The following is a 15,835-nucleotide window of genomic DNA, read 5'->3' on the forward strand; positions in this document are numbered from 1 at the left end:
GCGTAAATCCTGATCAAATTTGAGCGGGCGGGCCGCCAATGGCCCGCCCGTTTTGCAACCAAAATCCACTCAACACACAAGCGGGACGCAGGACAATGCAAACCAAGCATAGCTTTGTGGACCGGATCGAAGAGACGCTGATCGCGTTTCTTCTGGGCAGCATGACATTGATCACTTTTGCCAATGTGATTGCCCGGTTCGGTTTCAACTCAAACATTCTCTGGGCGCTGGAGGCGACGGTTTTCCTGTTTGCCTGGCTGGTGCTTTTGGGCGCCTCATATGCCGTCAAGAAACACAGCCATCTGGGCGTCGATGCGATCCTGAACATGGTGAGCCCGGCGACGGCGCGTGTTCTTGGCCTGATCGCGGCTGCGGCCTGCCTGATCTTCTCGCTGCTGATGCTGAAAGGCGCCTATGATTATTGGGCGGTCTTTGCGGATCTGCCGCCGACTTCGGGCCGCTGGTTCCCGACCGGCTTTGATCTGAAGGCGCGCAGCCAGTCTTTCTATGAGGTGCAGGACGTGCCGATGGTCAGCGCGTTCAAGTTTCTGGAAGACCTGATCAACTACGGTGACGAATACGAAAAACTGCCCAAAGTGGTGCCTTATATCGTGCTGCCGATCTCCATGTTCCTTCTGGTGTTCCGGTTTGCACAGGCCTCCATCGCGATCTGGAAAGGCGACACCGACCGTCTGGTGGCCAGCCACGAAGTTGAAGATGAAATTGAAGAAGTGCGCGCACTTCAAGGGGAGCACGACTGATGGCTGTTGTTCTACTATTTGCCATGGTGATTGGCCTCTTGCTGATCGGGGTGCCGATTGCGGTCTCCCTTGGTCTCAGCTCGATCCTGTTCCTGCTGATCTTTGGCGATGCGACGCTGGCCTCGGTGGCAGGCACGCTGTTTGAAGCCTTTGAAGGGCACTTTACCCTGCTGGCGATCCCGTTCTTCATTCTGGCCAGTTCTTTCATGACCACAGGTGGTGTGGCACGCCGCATCATCCGCTTCTCCATCGCCTGTGTGGGGCATTTGCCCGGCGGTCTGGCGATTGCGGGTGTGTTTGCCTGCATGATGTTTGCAGCACTCTCCGGATCCTCTCCAGCCACCGTTGTGGCGATTGGCTCCATCGTGATCGCAGGCATGCGTCAGGTCGGCTACTCCAAAGAGTTCGCCGCAGGTGTGATCTGTAACGCAGGCACCTTGGGCATTCTGATCCCGCCCTCCATCGTGATGGTGGTATACGCGGCAGCTGTAGAAGTCTCCGTGGGCCGTATGTTCCTCGCAGGTGTGATCCCGGGCCTCCTGGCGGGGCTGATGCTGATGGTGACCATCTATGTGATGGCCAAGGTGAAGAACCTGCCCAAAGGCGAATGGCGCGGCTTTGGCGAGATCGCACAGAGCGGCATGGAAGCGGGCTGGGGCCTGTTCCTGATCGTGATCATTCTCGGCGGCATCTACGGCGGTGTGTTCACTCCGACAGAGGCAGCGGCTGTGGCGGCGGTCTACGCCTTCTTCATCGCCTGCTTTGTCTACAAAGACATGGGCCCGCTGGCGGCAGACAACAACGGTGGTCAGAAGGTCTCCCTGTTTAAGAAGCCACACGCGCTGGTCACATCCTTCTTCCACGCAGACACCAAACACACGCTGTTTGAGGCCGGCAAACTGACCGTCACCCTGCTGTTTGTGATCGCCAATGCGCTGATCCTGAAGCATGTTCTGACCGAGCAGCAGGTGCCGCAGACCATTGCAAATGCCATGCTGTCTGCTGGCTTCGGCCCTGTGATGTTCCTGATCGTGGTGAACGTGATCCTGCTGATCGGTGGTCAGTTCATGGAGCCCTCAGGCCTTCTGGTGATTGTGGCGCCGCTGGTGTTCCCGATTGCGATTGAGCTGGGCATTGATCCGATCCATCTGGGCATCATCATGGTGGTGAACATGGAGATCGGGATGATCACGCCGCCGGTGGGTCTCAACCTCTTTGTGACCTCCGGTGTGGCCGGGATGCCGATGATGGGCGTGGTGCGGGCGGCGTTGCCGTTCCTTGCAGTGCTCTTCGTCTTCCTGATCATGATCACCTATATCCCGTGGATTTCCACCGTGCTGCCCAATGCGGTCATGGGGCCGGAGATCATCACCAACTAGGGGAAGTAAGCGGTGCGCTTCCGCGCACTCTTATCCTGAACAAAACAAAGGCGACGCTCCGATCTCGGGGCGTCGTTTTTTGTTGTGGGTTAGGATTAGGAAGTTTTGTTGAGAAGCGGTTCAGGGGCAGGTCTGCCCTGAACGCGCCAATCCCAGTGTCAGGCTTGCGCGGCCCGCCTCGAGGCCAGGCCGCTGCGCGGGCGCTCACGCGCGCCTTGACCCGCGCCACCCAGCGGTGTCAGGCCGCGTCAAGCGCGGTGATGATGGCGCTGAAATCCGCTGCTTTGAGGCTTGCGCCGCCCACCAGAGCACCGTCCACGTTAGAAACTGCAAAGATCTCTGCGGCATTCGAGGGCTTTACGGAGCCGCCGTAGAGCAGGCGCACAGAGCGGCCAACGCCTTCGCCAAAGCGCATTTCCAGTTGGGTGCGCATGAAATCATGGACCTCGCCAATCTGGGACATGGTGGGCACTTTGCCGGTGCCAATCGCCCAGATCGGCTCATAAGCCACCACGAGGTTTTCGCCGGTCGCCTCATCCGGGATGGAACCCGCCAGCTGGCCGCCGATGATGTCGAGCGTGTTGTCGGCCTCACGCTCCGCGAGGCTTTCGCCCACGCAGATCACAGAGATCAGCCCGGCTCCCCAGGCGGCGGTGGCTTTGCTGCGCACATCCGCATCGGTTTCGCCGTGGTCTTCGCGGCGCTCGGAGTGGCCCAAGATCACATGGCTTGCGCCTGCATCCTTCAGCATGTCGGCTGCGATGTCGCCGGTGTGGGCGCCGCTGGCATTGGCGTGGCAATCCTGACCGCCGATGGCGACAGGCCCGCTGATCGCGGCGGCGCGGGAAATCAAGGTGGACGGGGGGCAGATCAGCACATCGGTTTGCGCCTGCGCGCCTGCGGCGGCGAGCGTTTCCAGCTCCGCCAGAGCTGTGGCGGTGCCGTTCATTTTCCAGTTTCCTGCTGCCAGTTTGCGACGCATTTCTGCCCCTCCGTGTGTTGACCCGAGCTATCTAGTGTGAGCGCAAGTCATGCGAGTATGGGCGGCTTACGTCAAGCGCTCAGGTGAGTTTCGGCGCTCCGTTTGCGGCAACCTGTTCGGCCAGCTCATCCATGTCCTTGAATTTGATGGATTCGCCGCAGCCACAGGCATCGGCCACATTGGGGTTGTTGAATTGAAAGCCGCTTTCCAGAAGCGAAACGCGGTAGTCAATCTCGGTGCCAAAAAGGAACATTTGCGCCATGGGGGCAATCATCACCACCGCGCCATCCTGTTCCACACGCTCGTCATGCGGGTCGGACTCGGTCACGTAATCCATGGTGTATTCCATGCCCGCGCAGCCGCCTTTTTTGACGCCAATGCGCAGGCCCGCATGGCCCTCTTTGGCCATGAGTTTGGAGATCTGCGCGGCGGCAGATTTGGTCATGGTGACCGCTTGTTTTCCGGGAATGCCAAACATCAGCTTTCCTTTATAACCCGTTGTGAGATCACATGAAGCCCAGCTCAAGCCGTGCTTCATCGCTCATCATTTCCATCCCCCAAGGCGGCGACCAGACAAGTGCCACCTCAACCGTGCGCACACCGCCGACACCGGCGACAGCTTCCTGCACCCAGCCTGGCATTTCGCCAGCCACAGGGCAACCGGGCGCGGTGAGGGTCATGATCACATTCACGTCGTTCTCGTCATTGACCAGGATCGTGTAGATCAGGCCCAGATCGTAGATATTCACCGGGATTTCAGGGTCATAGACGCTGCGGCACGCCTCCACGATCTGCTCGTGCAGCGGGTGATCCGTGCTTGACGGAGTGATCAGCGGCGCGCCTTCGACGGGATCGGTGGCGGGATCGGGAGCCTGTGTCATGCTGTGTCCTACATAAATCCTGAGGTTTTCATATAGGAAATTCCAATTCAGAGGTCCAGAGGGGGGAAGGGGCGAAAATGCAGGGTTGGTGTTTAGGAGGTAGTGCGACTGTATCGCGGCGGTGCGGATTTCGTCAGTTTTCCGCCGCGCCGGGGAGCGGATCGGTGATCCATTTGCAGTCGGCGGGTGGGGGGATAAGAGGGACGTTTCGAAATTCGGGCGGCGCGAGTCTCTCCCATCCATCATCTCCCCATTTTTCTTCGATGCTCAGCCATCCGCGCCATCGCGCAAAGTACTCAAAGTCCTTTAGCGGTTTCGGGTTGGCTTCGACCCAATCCCACCAACACGGTGATCCGATCCGGTCTCTCATATCTTTGGGGACCGAGACAGATGCATCAAAAAAGACATTTCTCCAGTCTGTACTTGCGTCTATTTTGGCGTAGGTAAAATCGACGGATCTAATCGCGCCGCCATAGTTACGACTACCACTTAGGTCCGTTTGAAAAAGCTCGATTGGGTTTTTGATTGGTGCCCCTATTAGGGACCCATCGAAGTTTACGTTTTGTAACTTTGTGTTACTTAGATTGACATTATGTAGTTTCGCGGCTGTGAAGTCAGCATTTTGGATGCTTGCTTCCATAAGGTCAGAATTGACTAGCTTTGCGCCGCTGAGGTTAACTCCTGTCATAATAGCGAAGCTAAAATCAGCATTCTCTAGATCAGCTAAGGCTAGGAACGCTTTTTGCATTTCCGATTTATCTAAACTCGCACCTTGCAGCTTCGCGCCTGAGAGATTTGTCCCTTGCATTTTAGCCCAGCGAAAGACTGCTTCGTTTAACTGTGCTCCGCTCAGGTTGGCATTTTGCATCTCGGCGCCACTCAGGTCTGCGCCGCTAAGATTTGTCCACTGTAATTTACTGTGGTGCAGTTTTGCCCCATTGAGATTTGCTAGTTGCATCTCCGCGCCACGCATTATGGCATGCGACATTTCTGCCCTATTCAAACGTGCTCCCTGCATCTGCGCCTCTACCAAGAGGGCGCGTTGTAAGAGAGCCTTAGATAAGTCCACTCCCGGCAAGTAGGCCTTGGCTGCTCGTGCGTCCCTTAAATCTAGCTGACTACCCTCTTCTGTATGCCAATGGGGTTTTCTCAATCCGCTTACTTGTGCACTCAGTCGCTGATGCCATTCTTCAACAAAGGCTTGTGGTTCAAGTTCTGTTTCACATGCGGTCGTTTCGCGCTTGCACCAAACGGCGAGAAAGTCTTTGCGGGCTATTTCGTAGGGGAGCCAGTTGGCTGGGCGCTCTACGATGTCTTCGCCAGTGAGATCGAGTTCGGCAAGCCAGATCGTCGGTTGCTCGCCAATATACTCTGGGAGTTGCGGCCAAGCTTCTACCCACTTCGCAGGCCATTCGTCTGGGGCTTCTGTTTTCAGATAGCTGAAAGCGAACACGCCGGGCACAAAGATAAATATAGACAAGAGTCCTCCGGGGATCGTCCACCGTCGCACGCGGTAAACCTCCTTTGGTGGCCCTAAGCGCAGCCAAGCCATAATCAGGCTTGCCAGCCCGGCCCAAAGTACAGCCAGAAAGGAGGCGGCGGCGACGGCTGTCATCCAAAATTCGCGGGCGGGTAGGGATTGCAACCAGACAAAACCCAGAATGAGCCAGCCGCCGCCCCATGCCAGAATGATGTTCAACAGAGCGGAGGGGAATTCTAGGGGGCGACGCTTGGCGCTGTTGTCCTTGCGACGAAAGCGGCGCACGAAGAGTGCGGCGTCGGTGATCAGCCATGGCGTCACGGCGTCGCTGAGTTGACGGCCTTCAATCCGCGTGGGCGCGTCGGCCAGCGCATCCCACAAACGGATCAGATAGAGGTGGAAGTAGCTGTAGACCGCCGCTGTAAGGATCGGCGAAGCGTAGAAAAACAGCGGCGTCGGGACGGAGACATTGATCAGCGGCAAGTCCGTGGCGCGGTCTGCGCCGTAGAAATCAATGTCGCTCACGCTCATTAGGGTAATGCCGACAAACAGGAGCACAGAGAGCAGAGCGAACCATGTGCTGCGCGCGTTTTGGGTGAGGGCGTTGATCCGCTCGACGGAGGGGTCGGCCATAACTACTGCTACCAAATAACCTAAAGAATAGCGGCAGCGTAGCAGGTTTGGCGTTTCAGACAACTTTGGGCTGCCTGAAACGCTGTGGTGGTCTTAACTGACGTCAGTCGTTGATGTCATGCTTGAAGGTTTTGACCTGGCCTTTGGGCAGCGCGAACAGGCGGCGCAGGATGAGCCAGGCGGCCAAGCTGACGGCGGCGAAGATCAGGAGCAGCATGGGCACGGACAGGAGTTGCAGCGGGCCGAGGAGGGCGAGGCCGACCACGGCGGCGGCGATTGCGAAGCCGAGGAAGACAAAGCCCGGGGCGAGCACTTCGAGGATGGCGAGCACCAAAGCGGCGGCGAGCCAGACCCACCATGTTGTCATGAGGTCGGCCATATCCTTATCCTTTCAAGAGCTTAAATGCGTCGCCAAAGGCTTCGATCGCGGCGGCGGGCAGGACGATGGTCTGTTTGCCTTCGCCATTGCCAAGCGCGTTGAGCGATTCGACCTGCTTCAACGCCACCTGATATTGCGCGGCCTCGATGCCGTTATTTTTGATCGCTTCGGCCACAACGCCGGTGGCATAAGCTTCGGCCTCCGCCTCAATGCGGCGGGCTTTGGCGGATTGCTCGGCGGCGTAAAGCTCCGCATCAGCCTGCAGTTCAACGGCGCGCTTCTGGCCCTCGGCCTCGGTCACCTGCGCGCGGCGGGCGCGTTCGGCGTTGAGCTGTTGCAGCATGGCGTCGCGGGTGGCTTGGTCGAGGTTCACGTCAAGGATCTCGGCGCGGGTCACTTCGATGCCCCAGTCATCCACGGCGGTTTCGACCATTTTCTGGATCGAAGAGATCAGATGTGCACGATTGGATTGCACCTCGTCCAGATCCATTTTGCCGATCTCGGCCCGCACAATGCCGGCGACGGTGGTGGCAATGGCGCCATCCACATCGCGGATGCGGTAAACGGTCTTTTCCGGCTCCAGAATGCGATAGAATACGGAGGTGTCGATCTGCACCAGCACGTTGTCTTTGGTGATCGCGTCCTGTGTGGCGTTGGGCAGCTGACGCTCCAGAATGGAGATCTGGTGGCGAACCACATCAAGGAAGGGCACGACAAAGTTGATGCCCGGCCCAAGCACCGAATGCAGGCGGCCAAAGCGCTCGACCACGTGTTTTTCGCTCTGCGGCACGATGCGCACGCCTTTCAGAACGACGATGATCAGGAAAATAGCGCCCAAAATCAGGACGATGTTTTGTGATAGCAACGATAAAATCAGATCTTCCATATGTGGTCTGCTCCCCAAAAAATGCTTGTGTTTCTGTGGTTTGCAATATGGGGATTGGGGGGTGTTTTACAAGCGAAACGCGAGGGCGTATGGAGGGGGAAAATACGTCAAATGTCCCCGAAAGAAGGTGTGTGATGTCAGAGAAGTTTTCGTTCTCGCTTAAGGCCACGGATGGCAAAGCCCGTACAGGTGTGATCGACACGCCGCGCGGCGAAATTCGCACGCCTGCGTTTATGCCGGTGGGCACGGCGGCAACGGTGAAGGCGATGATGCCGGAAAGTGTGCGCGCGACCGGGGCGGATATCCTGTTGGGCAACACCTATCACCTGATGCTGCGCCCCACAGCGGAGCGGATCGACCGTCTGGGTGGGTTGCATAAGTTCATGAACTGGGAGCGCCCAATTCTGACGGACAGCGGCGGGTTTCAGGTGATGAGCCTTGCGGGGCTGCGCAAGCTGACGGAGAAAGGCGTGACCTTTAAGAGCCACATTGATGGCTCCAAACATGCGCTGACGCCGGAGCGGTCAATGGAGATCCAGAAGCTCTTGGGCAGTGACATTGTCATGTGTTTTGATGAATGCCCGGCGCTGCCCGCGGATCGGGACCGGATTGCAGAGAGCATGCGGCTGTCGATGCGCTGGGCGCAGCGCTCGCGTGATGCTTTCGGGGATCGCCCCGGCCATGCGCTCTTTGGCATTCAGCAGGGTGGGCTCGAGCAGGACTTCCGCGAAGAATCCGCTGAGGCACTCAAAGAAATCGGCTTTGACGGTTATGCCGTGGGTGGCCTTGCGGTTGGCGAAGGACAGGAGGCGATGTTTGGCTGTCTGAACTATGCGCCTGACATGCTGCCGGTGGACAAGCCACGCTATCTGATGGGCGTGGGCAAACCGGATGATATCGTTGGTGCCGTCAAGCGCGGGATCGACATGATGGATTGCGTGCTGCCGTCCCGATCGGGCCGGACGGGGCAGGTGTTCACGCGCCACGGGGTGGTGAACATCAAAAATGCACGCCACGCGGATGATCCGCGCCCGCTGGATGAGCAGTGTAGCTGCCCGGCGTGTTCCAACTATTCACGCGCCTACCTGCATCATGTGTTCCGCAGCAACGAGATGATCTCTGGCATGCTGCTGACCTGGCACAATCTGCACTATTTCCAAGAGATTATGCAGGGCATGCGGGATGCCATCGCAGAAGGCGCCTTTGCGGCCTGGGAAGCGGACTTCCATGCGCAGCGTGCGCAAGGGGACATTGAGCCGCTGTAAGGCTCATGATTTCCTAAGTTTGTTGGCCCTCGCCCTCGGCGGGGGCTTTTTCGTCTTCGTCGCTCTCTGCATCCTCGGCTGGCCGGTCAAAGATCAGATCGATCAGCATCCCGATGCCGCGCAGGATCAGGGTGAAAAAGAGGAACGAGACAATCACCAGCGCGATGTCACCGTCGCGGGTGGTGGGGTCAACCCACATCATCATGCCAAGCGCCAGAAGCAGCGCGGCAATGGAGGCGGACTTGAGGGAGGTGAGTTTCTTAAGCATCGTCGCTGTCCCCTTCGCCCAAGAGTACATCCGTGATCATTGCCCGAATGGCCCCAATGATGCGCGCGCCGTGATAGTCGCTGTAAAGCCGCAAGGTGCGGCGCAGCTCATACCGATAGATCGGACAATCCCAGCAGGTTGCGGCGATCTTGCGTTTCCACGCGCGGAAATCAGCCTCGGCCTGCTGTTTGGTCACAACGAGGCTCAGGTTCTTGCTCAGCACCGGCGCACCAATGGTGCCGATGGAATGGCCCGGGTTCCATGCCAGCAGGAAGGGGCCGCGATCTGAGCCGATGTTTTCGCCTGCGGCGCGGGCCGCATCCATGAAGAAGTCGCTGTGGGGCAGGTTGTAGTGCTTCGCTGCCAGCTCGCATTTTTGCCCGTTGGGGCTGGAGTTCAGCTCATTTGCGATCTCGGCGCTGGAGACTGGCCAGATCGTCACAACCTGTCGGGCCGAAGGGAAAGCTGCTGTGGCCCCTGCAACGGAGGAGATGATGCCCTGAAACGCGCGGCACAGCATGGCGAAGCGCGCCTCTGTGTCCGGTGTCGGATTTTGTGGGAAGGCCACCACGCCATAGGCCAGATAGCCCTCAGGCGGGAACTGGCCCGGTGCGGCAAACAGATGCGTGGGGATGATGCGGTCAGACGGAGGCGGACTAGCGGCGGTTGCCGGCAGGAGCTCGCTGAGATCTGCGCCTTGCTCCAGCGCTTCCAATAAGGCGTCGACCTCCTCAGAGTCCGTCTCGGCGCGTTCCTCCGCGCCAACCGTGTCAGAAGCCGCTTCCACGGAGATGGTTTCCTCCGCAACAGGGGCGGCAGCGGTGTCTTCAGTTGCGCTGACATCCATTGTCGCGAGCTGTTCGAATGCGCCCTCTGCCGGGATGTCTGAGGCGCTTTCAAACTCATCGGGAGCCTCTAACACCATTTCAAGCGGGGCATCAAAGTCTTCGATCACTGGTGGCTCTTCGGAGGCAAACGGTTCGGGATTGTCTTCGATGCTCAGAAGCGTGCCCGGCTGGATTGAGAGCGCTTCGTCAAAGGGGGCGCTTGTTGGGCTGTCTGGTTGAGCGGTGGTGGTCGAGGGCGCGGCGATGCTTCCCGTGGGAATGTCCATTTGCGCCAGCGCTTCGGGCGTTATCGCGCCGTCTTGGATCATCTGCTCGGCAGTGTTGAGAACCAGACCACGGGTGGGCTGTTGTGTAGATTGAGCCTGCTGTTGAGCGTCGCCAATCTCGGCGCGTAGAGCTGTCATGGCCCGTTGCGAATTTGACTCTTCAGCGCTGGGCTCTGCCGCGATCTCAGGGGTAGTTGGTGCAGCGGTATCTGCGCGCGGTGCGGATACCACGCTGTCTGTTGCCGGAGCGACCTCTTGTTCCGGGGTCGGGCTTGGGGGAACGCTTGCCACCTCTGACTCGGTGGCCGTCTCAGATGCCTCAGGCGGGATGCCGGACATCGTGATCATAAGCGGAGCATCGTTCTCTGTCGGGCGGGGGCTGAACGTGCCAAGCGCGAGGAAGCCGCCAAGCAACACAACGGCCAAAATCCCAACGATCGCAAACCTGCGCATAAAATCACCTCAAAACCGGATACTTAGCAAATACCCAGAAACATTAGCACAAATGCCATCTATTGCCTAACTTCCCGCGCCGTGTGGGATGCGGGGGATCCCAGCTGTGGCGTGGTTGCCGCTACGGCAACTTTTTGCCGATCAAACGGGGCAAACCTACGTCACGAAAAATCACCTGAGATGGGGCTTTCCGCCTTGTTCCTTACGCTCTGTAAAGGCATTGTGTGCTCCAACGAGCAAAACGCTGTTGAAAGCGGAGGCATCGGCCCCCAAATCAATAAGCCGAGGAAACGGAAAGTGGCCGAGTGGCTGCCTCAAAGAGGGGCCTGTGTCGCTTTGCTAGAACAAGGAAAACTCATGCAAGAGCCTCTCAACACATCTTATCCTGTCCTGCCGCTGCGCGACATTGTGGTCTTCCCGCATATGATCGTGCCGCTGTTTGTGGGCCGGGACAAATCGGTCCGCGCGCTGGAAGAGGTGATGGCCGATGACAAGCAGATCCTGCTGTCGAGCCAGATGGATCCCGCTGAGGATGATCCAAACATTGATGGCATCTATCGCACCGGCGTTCTGGCGAATGTGCTGCAGCTCCTGAAGCTGCCCGATGGCACTGTGAAAGTGCTGGTCGAAGGCCAGAGCCGCGTGACAATCACCGACTTTTTGGAAAACGACGACTTCTTTGAAGCGACGGCTGAGCCGCTTGAAGAAATGCCAGGCGACGCCGCCACCATCGAAGCGCTGCTGCGCTCTGTTGGCGATGAGTTTGAGCGTTATGCCAAGGTCAAAAAGAACATCCCAGAAGAGGCGCTGAGCGCGGTGGAAGAAGCCGCTGAGCCGGCGCGTCTGGCCGATCTGGTGGCCGGGCATCTGGGCATTGAAGTGTCTGAGAAGCAGGAGCTTCTGGAGACCCTGTCTGTGAGCGAGCGTCTGGAGAAGGTCTATGGCCTGATGCAGGGCGAGATGAGTGTTCTGCAGGTTGAGAAAAAGATCAAAACCCGCGTCAAATCCCAGATGGAAAAGACCCAGCGCGAATACTATCTGAATGAGCAGATGAAGGCCATTCAGAAGGAGCTGGGCGACGGCGAAGAGGGCGAAGGCGAAATCGCCGAGCTCGAAGAGAAGATCGCCAAGACCAAGCTCTCCAAAGAGGCCAAGGAAAAGGCTGACGCGGAACTCAAGAAGCTCAAGAATATGAGCCCTATGAGTGCCGAGGCCACCGTGGTGCGCAACTATCTGGATTGGATGCTCTCCATTCCATGGGGCAAGCGCGGCCGCGTGAAGAAAGACCTCAAAGGCGCGCAGGCGGTGCTCGACAAAGACCACTACGGTCTGGAGAAGGTGAAAGAGCGCATCGTCGAGTATCTCGCGGTGCAGCAGCGCTCCTCCAAGCTCAAAGGACCGATCTTGTGCCTTGTTGGCCCTCCGGGTGTGGGTAAAACCTCGCTGGGCAAATCTGTGGCCAAAGCGACTGGGCGTGAATTCATCCGCATCAGCCTTGGCGGCGTGCGCGATGAAAGCGAAATCCGCGGCCATCGTCGGACTTACATCGGCTCCATGCCGGGTAAGATCATTCAGGCGCTGAAGAAAGCCAAGACCACCAACCCGCTGATCCTGCTCGATGAAATCGACAAGATGGGGCAGGACTTCCGCGGCGATCCGGCCTCTGCGATGCTTGAGGTGCTCGATCCGGAGCAGAACGGCACCTTTGTGGATCACTACCTTGAGGTGGAATATGACCTCTCCAACGTGATGTTCCTGACCACGGCGAACTCCTACAACATGCCGGGGCCTTTGCTGGACCGGATGGAGATCATTTCGCTGGCCGGGTACACTGAGGACGAAAAGCGTGAGATCGCGCGTCAGCACCTGATCGACAAGCAGATCAAGAACCACGGCCTGAAAAAGGGCGAGTTCGAGGTCTCTGACGAGGCGCTGCAAGAGGTGATCCGCACCTACACCCGCGAGGCGGGCGTGCGGAACCTTGAGCGTGAGCTGGCGAAGCTGACCCGGAAGGCGGTCACACAGATCGTGAAAGGCGACGCCGAAAGCGTGTCTGTCACTCCCGAGAATCTGGATGATTTCCTTGGGGTGAAGAAATACCGCTACGGTCTTGCGGAAGAAGAGCATCAGGTCGGTGTTGTCACCGGCCTGGCATGGACCAGCGTGGGCGGCGATCTGCTGCATATCGAAGGTTTGAAACTGCCCGGTAAGGGGCGGATGAAAACCACCGGTAAGCTCGGCGATGTGATGAAAGAATCCATCGACGCGGCAAGCTCCTACGTGCGCTCGATCAGCCCGCAGATTGGCGTGAAGCCAACCGTCTTTGACAAGATCGACATCCACGTGCACGTGCCAGATGGCGCAACCCCTAAGGACGGCCCCTCTGCGGGCCTTGCGATGGTGACCTCGATTGTGTCTGTGCTGACAGGCATTCCGGTGCGCAAAGACATTGCCATGACTGGCGAAGTCTCTCTGCGCGGCAATGCGATGCCGATTGGCGGCCTCAAAGAGAAGCTCTTGGCGGCGCTGCGCGGTGGCATCAAAACCGTGTTGATCCCGCAAGAGAACGAGAAAGATCTGGCGGATATTCCGGACAACGTGAAAGACGGTCTGGAAATCGTCGCGGTGAAACATGTCTCCGAAGTGCTGAAGCTTGCGCTGATTGAAGAGCCTGAAGCGATTGAGTGGGACGAGGCGGCAGAAGAAGCCGCAGCAGCCGCGCTGAAATCTGAAGAGGGCACAGGCGCCCGCGCGCACTAAAAAGCCCGCTTAAAGTACGAGAAAACGCGTCAGCAATCTGGCGCGTTTTTTTATGCGCTAGATGTATCCAATTTTAAGAAAAAATCGTGTGATTTTAATCGGTCACAGCGGGGTTTTGATCCACTGATCATTAATCATATTCCGGCATCCCAGAGGGGCATTTTACATCAGGAGCCAGAATGGAACCTCAAACACGACTCGGCCTTGCACGGCTGACGAAGATGGCCTTTGACGGAATCGATTTGATGCCGCTGCGGGCTGAACTGCTCACACAATCGGAGCAGAGTGATGACACCGACGGCATTTTTATGGACCTCTCGGTGATTGATCAGCTGCATGGAAATCAGGAGATGGGGCTGGAGTGGCAGGCCAAGGCGCTGAAGGGCCATCGCATGTTCTCCATCAACCGGCGCGAAACGGCGCAACCCAAGCTCTTGGTGTTTGCGGAGCCGAGCCATGTGGGGGGCAATACGCCGATTGAATTCCTGCTGGAAACCTCTGATTTTGAGATCATCACCTATTATCCTGACCTGACACCCGGCGCGCAGAATGTGCTGCCGGAGCATGATGTGGCGTTCTGTGCGGTGCCGACCGATTCCGACATTGCCACACCGTTTTTTGAGACCGTGCGCGGGCTGACAGCACAGAGCGGCGTTCATACGTTCAACCTGCCGGATGGGCCGGTTGACCTTGACCGTGACGTGCTGGCACGCATCTTCCCTTACGTGCGCGGGCTGCGCTTCCCGAAGACCACCCGGATCACACGCGACGCGCTGATTGGCGCGCTGGTTGCGGGGCAGGAGGAAGCGGTGCTGGCCGGGGTAGGGGGCTGTCCCTACATCATCCGTCCGGTGGGTTCTCATGCCGGTCTGGGGCTTGAGAAAGTCGATGATAAAGATGCGCTGGTGGATTACCTGCTGCGCCAACCTGCGCCGGATTTCTTTGTTTCTGAATATGTGGACTATGCGACGCCTGATGACGGCCAATTCCGCAAGTACCGGATTGTTTTTGTGAACGGCAAAGCCTTCCCGTGTCACATGGCGATCGCGGATCAGTGGGACGTCTGGTATCTGAACGCAAAGATGGAGCAGCATCCGGAGAAGCGCGCGGAAGAGGCCGACTGGATGGAAGCGTTTGACGCAGATTTCGCAGCACGCCACAGCCATGCGTTTGAGGCGCTGACCACGGGCATCGGGTTGAACTACTTCGGCATTGATTGCGCCGAGGATCGGGACGGCAATCTGGTGGTGTTTGAAGCGGACAATGCGCTGATCGTGCACGACATGGATTCAGATGCGATTTTCCCGTACAAAAGCAAACACATGCACGAGATCTTTGCGTCTTTTGAAGCGATGCTGAACGCCTATCGCAAAGACGACAAAACAGCCGTTTCTACCAGTGTTCCGCACTGATTGAGACGCAGGTTTGATATTGAGAGCGCGCCCTTTGAGTGGCGCGCTTTTTCATGCTTGGTCGGATGTGCCTAGACACCTGACAACAACACATCCATGGCACGGAGAATGCGGTCGCTTTGATCTTTCACGGTTCCAGTACGCCGCAGACTTGGCCGATGCACGGATGCAATCAGGCGTGTGGCGAGAATGAAGCGTGCGCCATTGTGGACGATCTCAGGATTTAGGAGCCGCACCGCTGGATAGTCTGTCAGCAGAGGGATGACGACAACAGCGGCATCAGGAGGCAGCAAGTAACTTTCGACAATGACCATGGAAACGCCATTGTATTCAGCCACATCGTAGCGCGTCAGCTTTTCCAAGAGGATGCCCTTGGGGTCGTCATGATGTCAGCCAACGGATGCCGGTGGCGTTCGTGCCAATCGGATTGATCGGCAAAGGCGCTTTTGTTCTCTTCCAGCCATTGTTTGTGGCGTGCTTCTGCCACGGCCTTGATGAGAGCCGCCTCTGCCACAGCCGAAACATTCACGCCCAGTTGTTTGGCATCGTCGAGCGCCTCTGCATCAAGCGTGAGGGAGGTTTTGCGTTTCGTGATGGTTGTCATGGTCAGATACTCCCCAACATACCGCAAACATATACCGACATTGAGTTTCAGGCAAACGCCCAAGGCTCAGCAGCCAGATCCGCTCGCCTGTATTCCCTCAAAAAGAAAAAAATTGGGGGGCGCTTGGCCCCCCAGTTTCGCCATTCAGGCTCACTCTATATACCGCTCGATGTTTTTTGCCTGCGGCCTGAATGTCGTCGGAGCGAGCGCACCCGCTCCGGGTATCACCACCACCTGAAATAGGGACGATGGCGGGATATTTCGTCGGGGGCTTCTGCCCCCTACCCAGGTCCCCCCGGGATCTTGTGTGGCGGCGGGGTCAGGCCCGGCGCTGGCTGGCCGCGTAGAGCAGCTGCTCTGCGTAGCCGCTGTCTTTGACTGCTTTGGGGCCGGAGGTCTCCGCACCCAGCAGTTTTTCTTTGGCCCCCTGACGGACCTGCTTGGCCCATTCGCGCCGGACAGAAATACGTCCGACGACGGCGAGATCATCCGTGAGTGGCTTTTCAGCAGGTGATATCTCGTGAATGCTGGCTGTCATGTCTTCGGCTCGAAGGCTTCTGCGCTTCGTGGTAGTCACA

General features: G+C 57.9%; 16 protein-coding genes. 5 read left to right on the plus strand and 11 right to left on the minus strand.

Annotated elements, in window-relative coordinates; translation table 11 throughout:
- Nucleotides 1–95: 95 nt before the first annotated feature.
- Together J7399_RS14175 and J7399_RS14180 are read left to right on the plus strand one after the other, a co-directional pair.
- Nucleotides 96–761, plus strand: a complete 666-nt coding sequence (locus J7399_RS14175) for a TRAP transporter small permease (protein WP_209063576.1) — start codon at nt 96–98, stop codon at nt 759–761.
- Nucleotides 761–2,140: a TRAP transporter large permease gene (locus tag J7399_RS14180; protein ID WP_209087029.1), complete on the plus strand. Its 1,380-nt coding sequence runs from the start codon at nt 761–763 to the stop codon at nt 2,138–2,140. Before J7399_RS14175 ends, J7399_RS14180 begins: the two co-directional genes overlap by 1 nt.
- Nucleotides 2,141–2,378: 238 nt before the next feature.
- Here J7399_RS14180 and tpiA read toward each other — a convergent pair whose 3' ends face one another.
- The 6 genes from tpiA to J7399_RS14210 form a co-directional block, all read right to left on the minus strand.
- Nucleotides 2,379–3,122, minus strand: a complete 744-nt coding sequence (gene tpiA, locus J7399_RS14185; RefSeq protein WP_209087030.1) for a triose-phosphate isomerase — start codon at nt 3,120–3,122, stop codon at nt 2,379–2,381.
- A gap of 79 nt (nt 3,123–3,201) precedes the next feature.
- Nucleotides 3,202–3,600: an iron-sulfur cluster assembly accessory protein gene (locus tag J7399_RS14190; RefSeq protein WP_209063570.1), complete on the minus strand. Its 399-nt coding sequence runs from the start codon at nt 3,598–3,600 to the stop codon at nt 3,202–3,204.
- 28 nt (nt 3,601–3,628) lie between these two features.
- Nucleotides 3,629–4,003: an SUF system Fe-S cluster assembly protein gene (locus tag J7399_RS14195; RefSeq protein ID WP_209087031.1), complete on the minus strand. Its 375-nt coding sequence runs from the start codon at nt 4,001–4,003 to the stop codon at nt 3,629–3,631.
- Between the two features lie 133 nt (nt 4,004–4,136).
- Complete coding sequence (locus J7399_RS14200; protein WP_209087032.1) at nt 4,137–6,116, minus strand: pentapeptide repeat-containing protein; 1,980 nt, start codon at nt 6,114–6,116, stop codon at nt 4,137–4,139.
- Nucleotides 6,117–6,219: 103 nt separating this feature from the next.
- Nucleotides 6,220–6,495, minus strand: coding sequence for a hypothetical protein (locus J7399_RS14205; protein WP_209063566.1), 276 nt, complete (start codon nt 6,493–6,495; stop codon nt 6,220–6,222).
- Nucleotides 6,496–6,499: 4 nt separating this feature from the next.
- The gene (locus J7399_RS14210; protein WP_209087034.1) at nt 6,500–7,381 is read right to left on the minus strand and encodes an SPFH domain-containing protein; all 882 of its coding nucleotides are present in this window, start codon (nt 7,379–7,381) and stop codon (nt 6,500–6,502) included.
- A gap of 134 nt (nt 7,382–7,515) precedes the next feature.
- On the opposite strand from J7399_RS14210, the gene tgt reads away from it, so the two are divergent.
- Complete coding sequence (tgt, locus tag J7399_RS14215; RefSeq protein ID WP_209087036.1) at nt 7,516–8,646, plus strand: tRNA guanosine(34) transglycosylase Tgt; 1,131 nt, start codon at nt 7,516–7,518, stop codon at nt 8,644–8,646.
- A gap of 13 nt (nt 8,647–8,659) precedes the next feature.
- On the opposite strand, the gene J7399_RS14220 is transcribed toward tgt, so the two are convergent.
- Nucleotides 8,660–8,914 (minus strand): hypothetical protein, encoded by a 255-nt coding sequence (locus J7399_RS14220; protein WP_209087038.1) that lies wholly within the window; start codon nt 8,912–8,914, stop codon nt 8,660–8,662.
- Nucleotides 8,907–10,481, minus strand: coding sequence for a hypothetical protein (locus tag J7399_RS14225; RefSeq protein ID WP_209087040.1), 1,575 nt, complete (start codon nt 10,479–10,481; stop codon nt 8,907–8,909). Before J7399_RS14225 ends, J7399_RS14220 begins: the two co-directional genes overlap by 8 nt.
- A gap of 357 nt (nt 10,482–10,838) precedes the next feature.
- Between J7399_RS14225 and lon the strand changes: the two genes are divergently transcribed.
- Both lon and J7399_RS14235 read left to right on the plus strand, forming a co-directional pair.
- The gene (gene lon, locus J7399_RS14230) at nt 10,839–13,241 is read left to right on the plus strand and encodes an endopeptidase La (protein ID WP_209087042.1); all 2,403 of its coding nucleotides are present in this window, start codon (nt 10,839–10,841) and stop codon (nt 13,239–13,241) included.
- A 179-nt stretch (nt 13,242–13,420) separates the two neighbouring features.
- Entirely contained in the window at nt 13,421–14,653 is a 1,233-nt protein-coding gene (locus J7399_RS14235) for a hypothetical protein (protein ID WP_209087043.1), read from the plus strand.
- A gap of 71 nt (nt 14,654–14,724) precedes the next feature.
- Here the strand turns inward: J7399_RS14235 and J7399_RS14240 are convergent, their stop codons facing one another.
- The 3 genes from J7399_RS14240 to J7399_RS14250 all read right to left on the minus strand — a co-directional run bounded on the left by J7399_RS14240 (nt 14,725) and on the right by J7399_RS14250 (nt 15,834).
- The gene (locus J7399_RS14240) at nt 14,725–15,015 is read right to left on the minus strand and encodes a CcdB family protein (protein WP_209087044.1); all 291 of its coding nucleotides are present in this window, start codon (nt 15,013–15,015) and stop codon (nt 14,725–14,727) included.
- Nucleotides 15,003–15,257 carry a type II toxin-antitoxin system CcdA family antitoxin gene (locus tag J7399_RS14245; RefSeq protein WP_209087045.1) on the minus strand — a complete coding sequence of 85 codons (255 nt, stop codon included), beginning with the start codon at nt 15,255–15,257 and terminating at the stop codon, nt 15,003–15,005. Before J7399_RS14245 ends, J7399_RS14240 begins: the two co-directional genes overlap by 13 nt.
- Before the next feature lie 319 nt (nt 15,258–15,576).
- The gene (locus J7399_RS14250) at nt 15,577–15,834 is read right to left on the minus strand and encodes a hypothetical protein (protein ID WP_209087046.1); all 258 of its coding nucleotides are present in this window, start codon (nt 15,832–15,834) and stop codon (nt 15,577–15,579) included.
- Nucleotide 15,835: the final 1 nt, after the last annotated feature.

Source organism: Shimia sp. R9_1 (assembly GCF_017743775.1).
Taxonomy (GTDB): Bacteria; Pseudomonadota; Alphaproteobacteria; order Rhodobacterales; family Rhodobacteraceae; genus Shimia.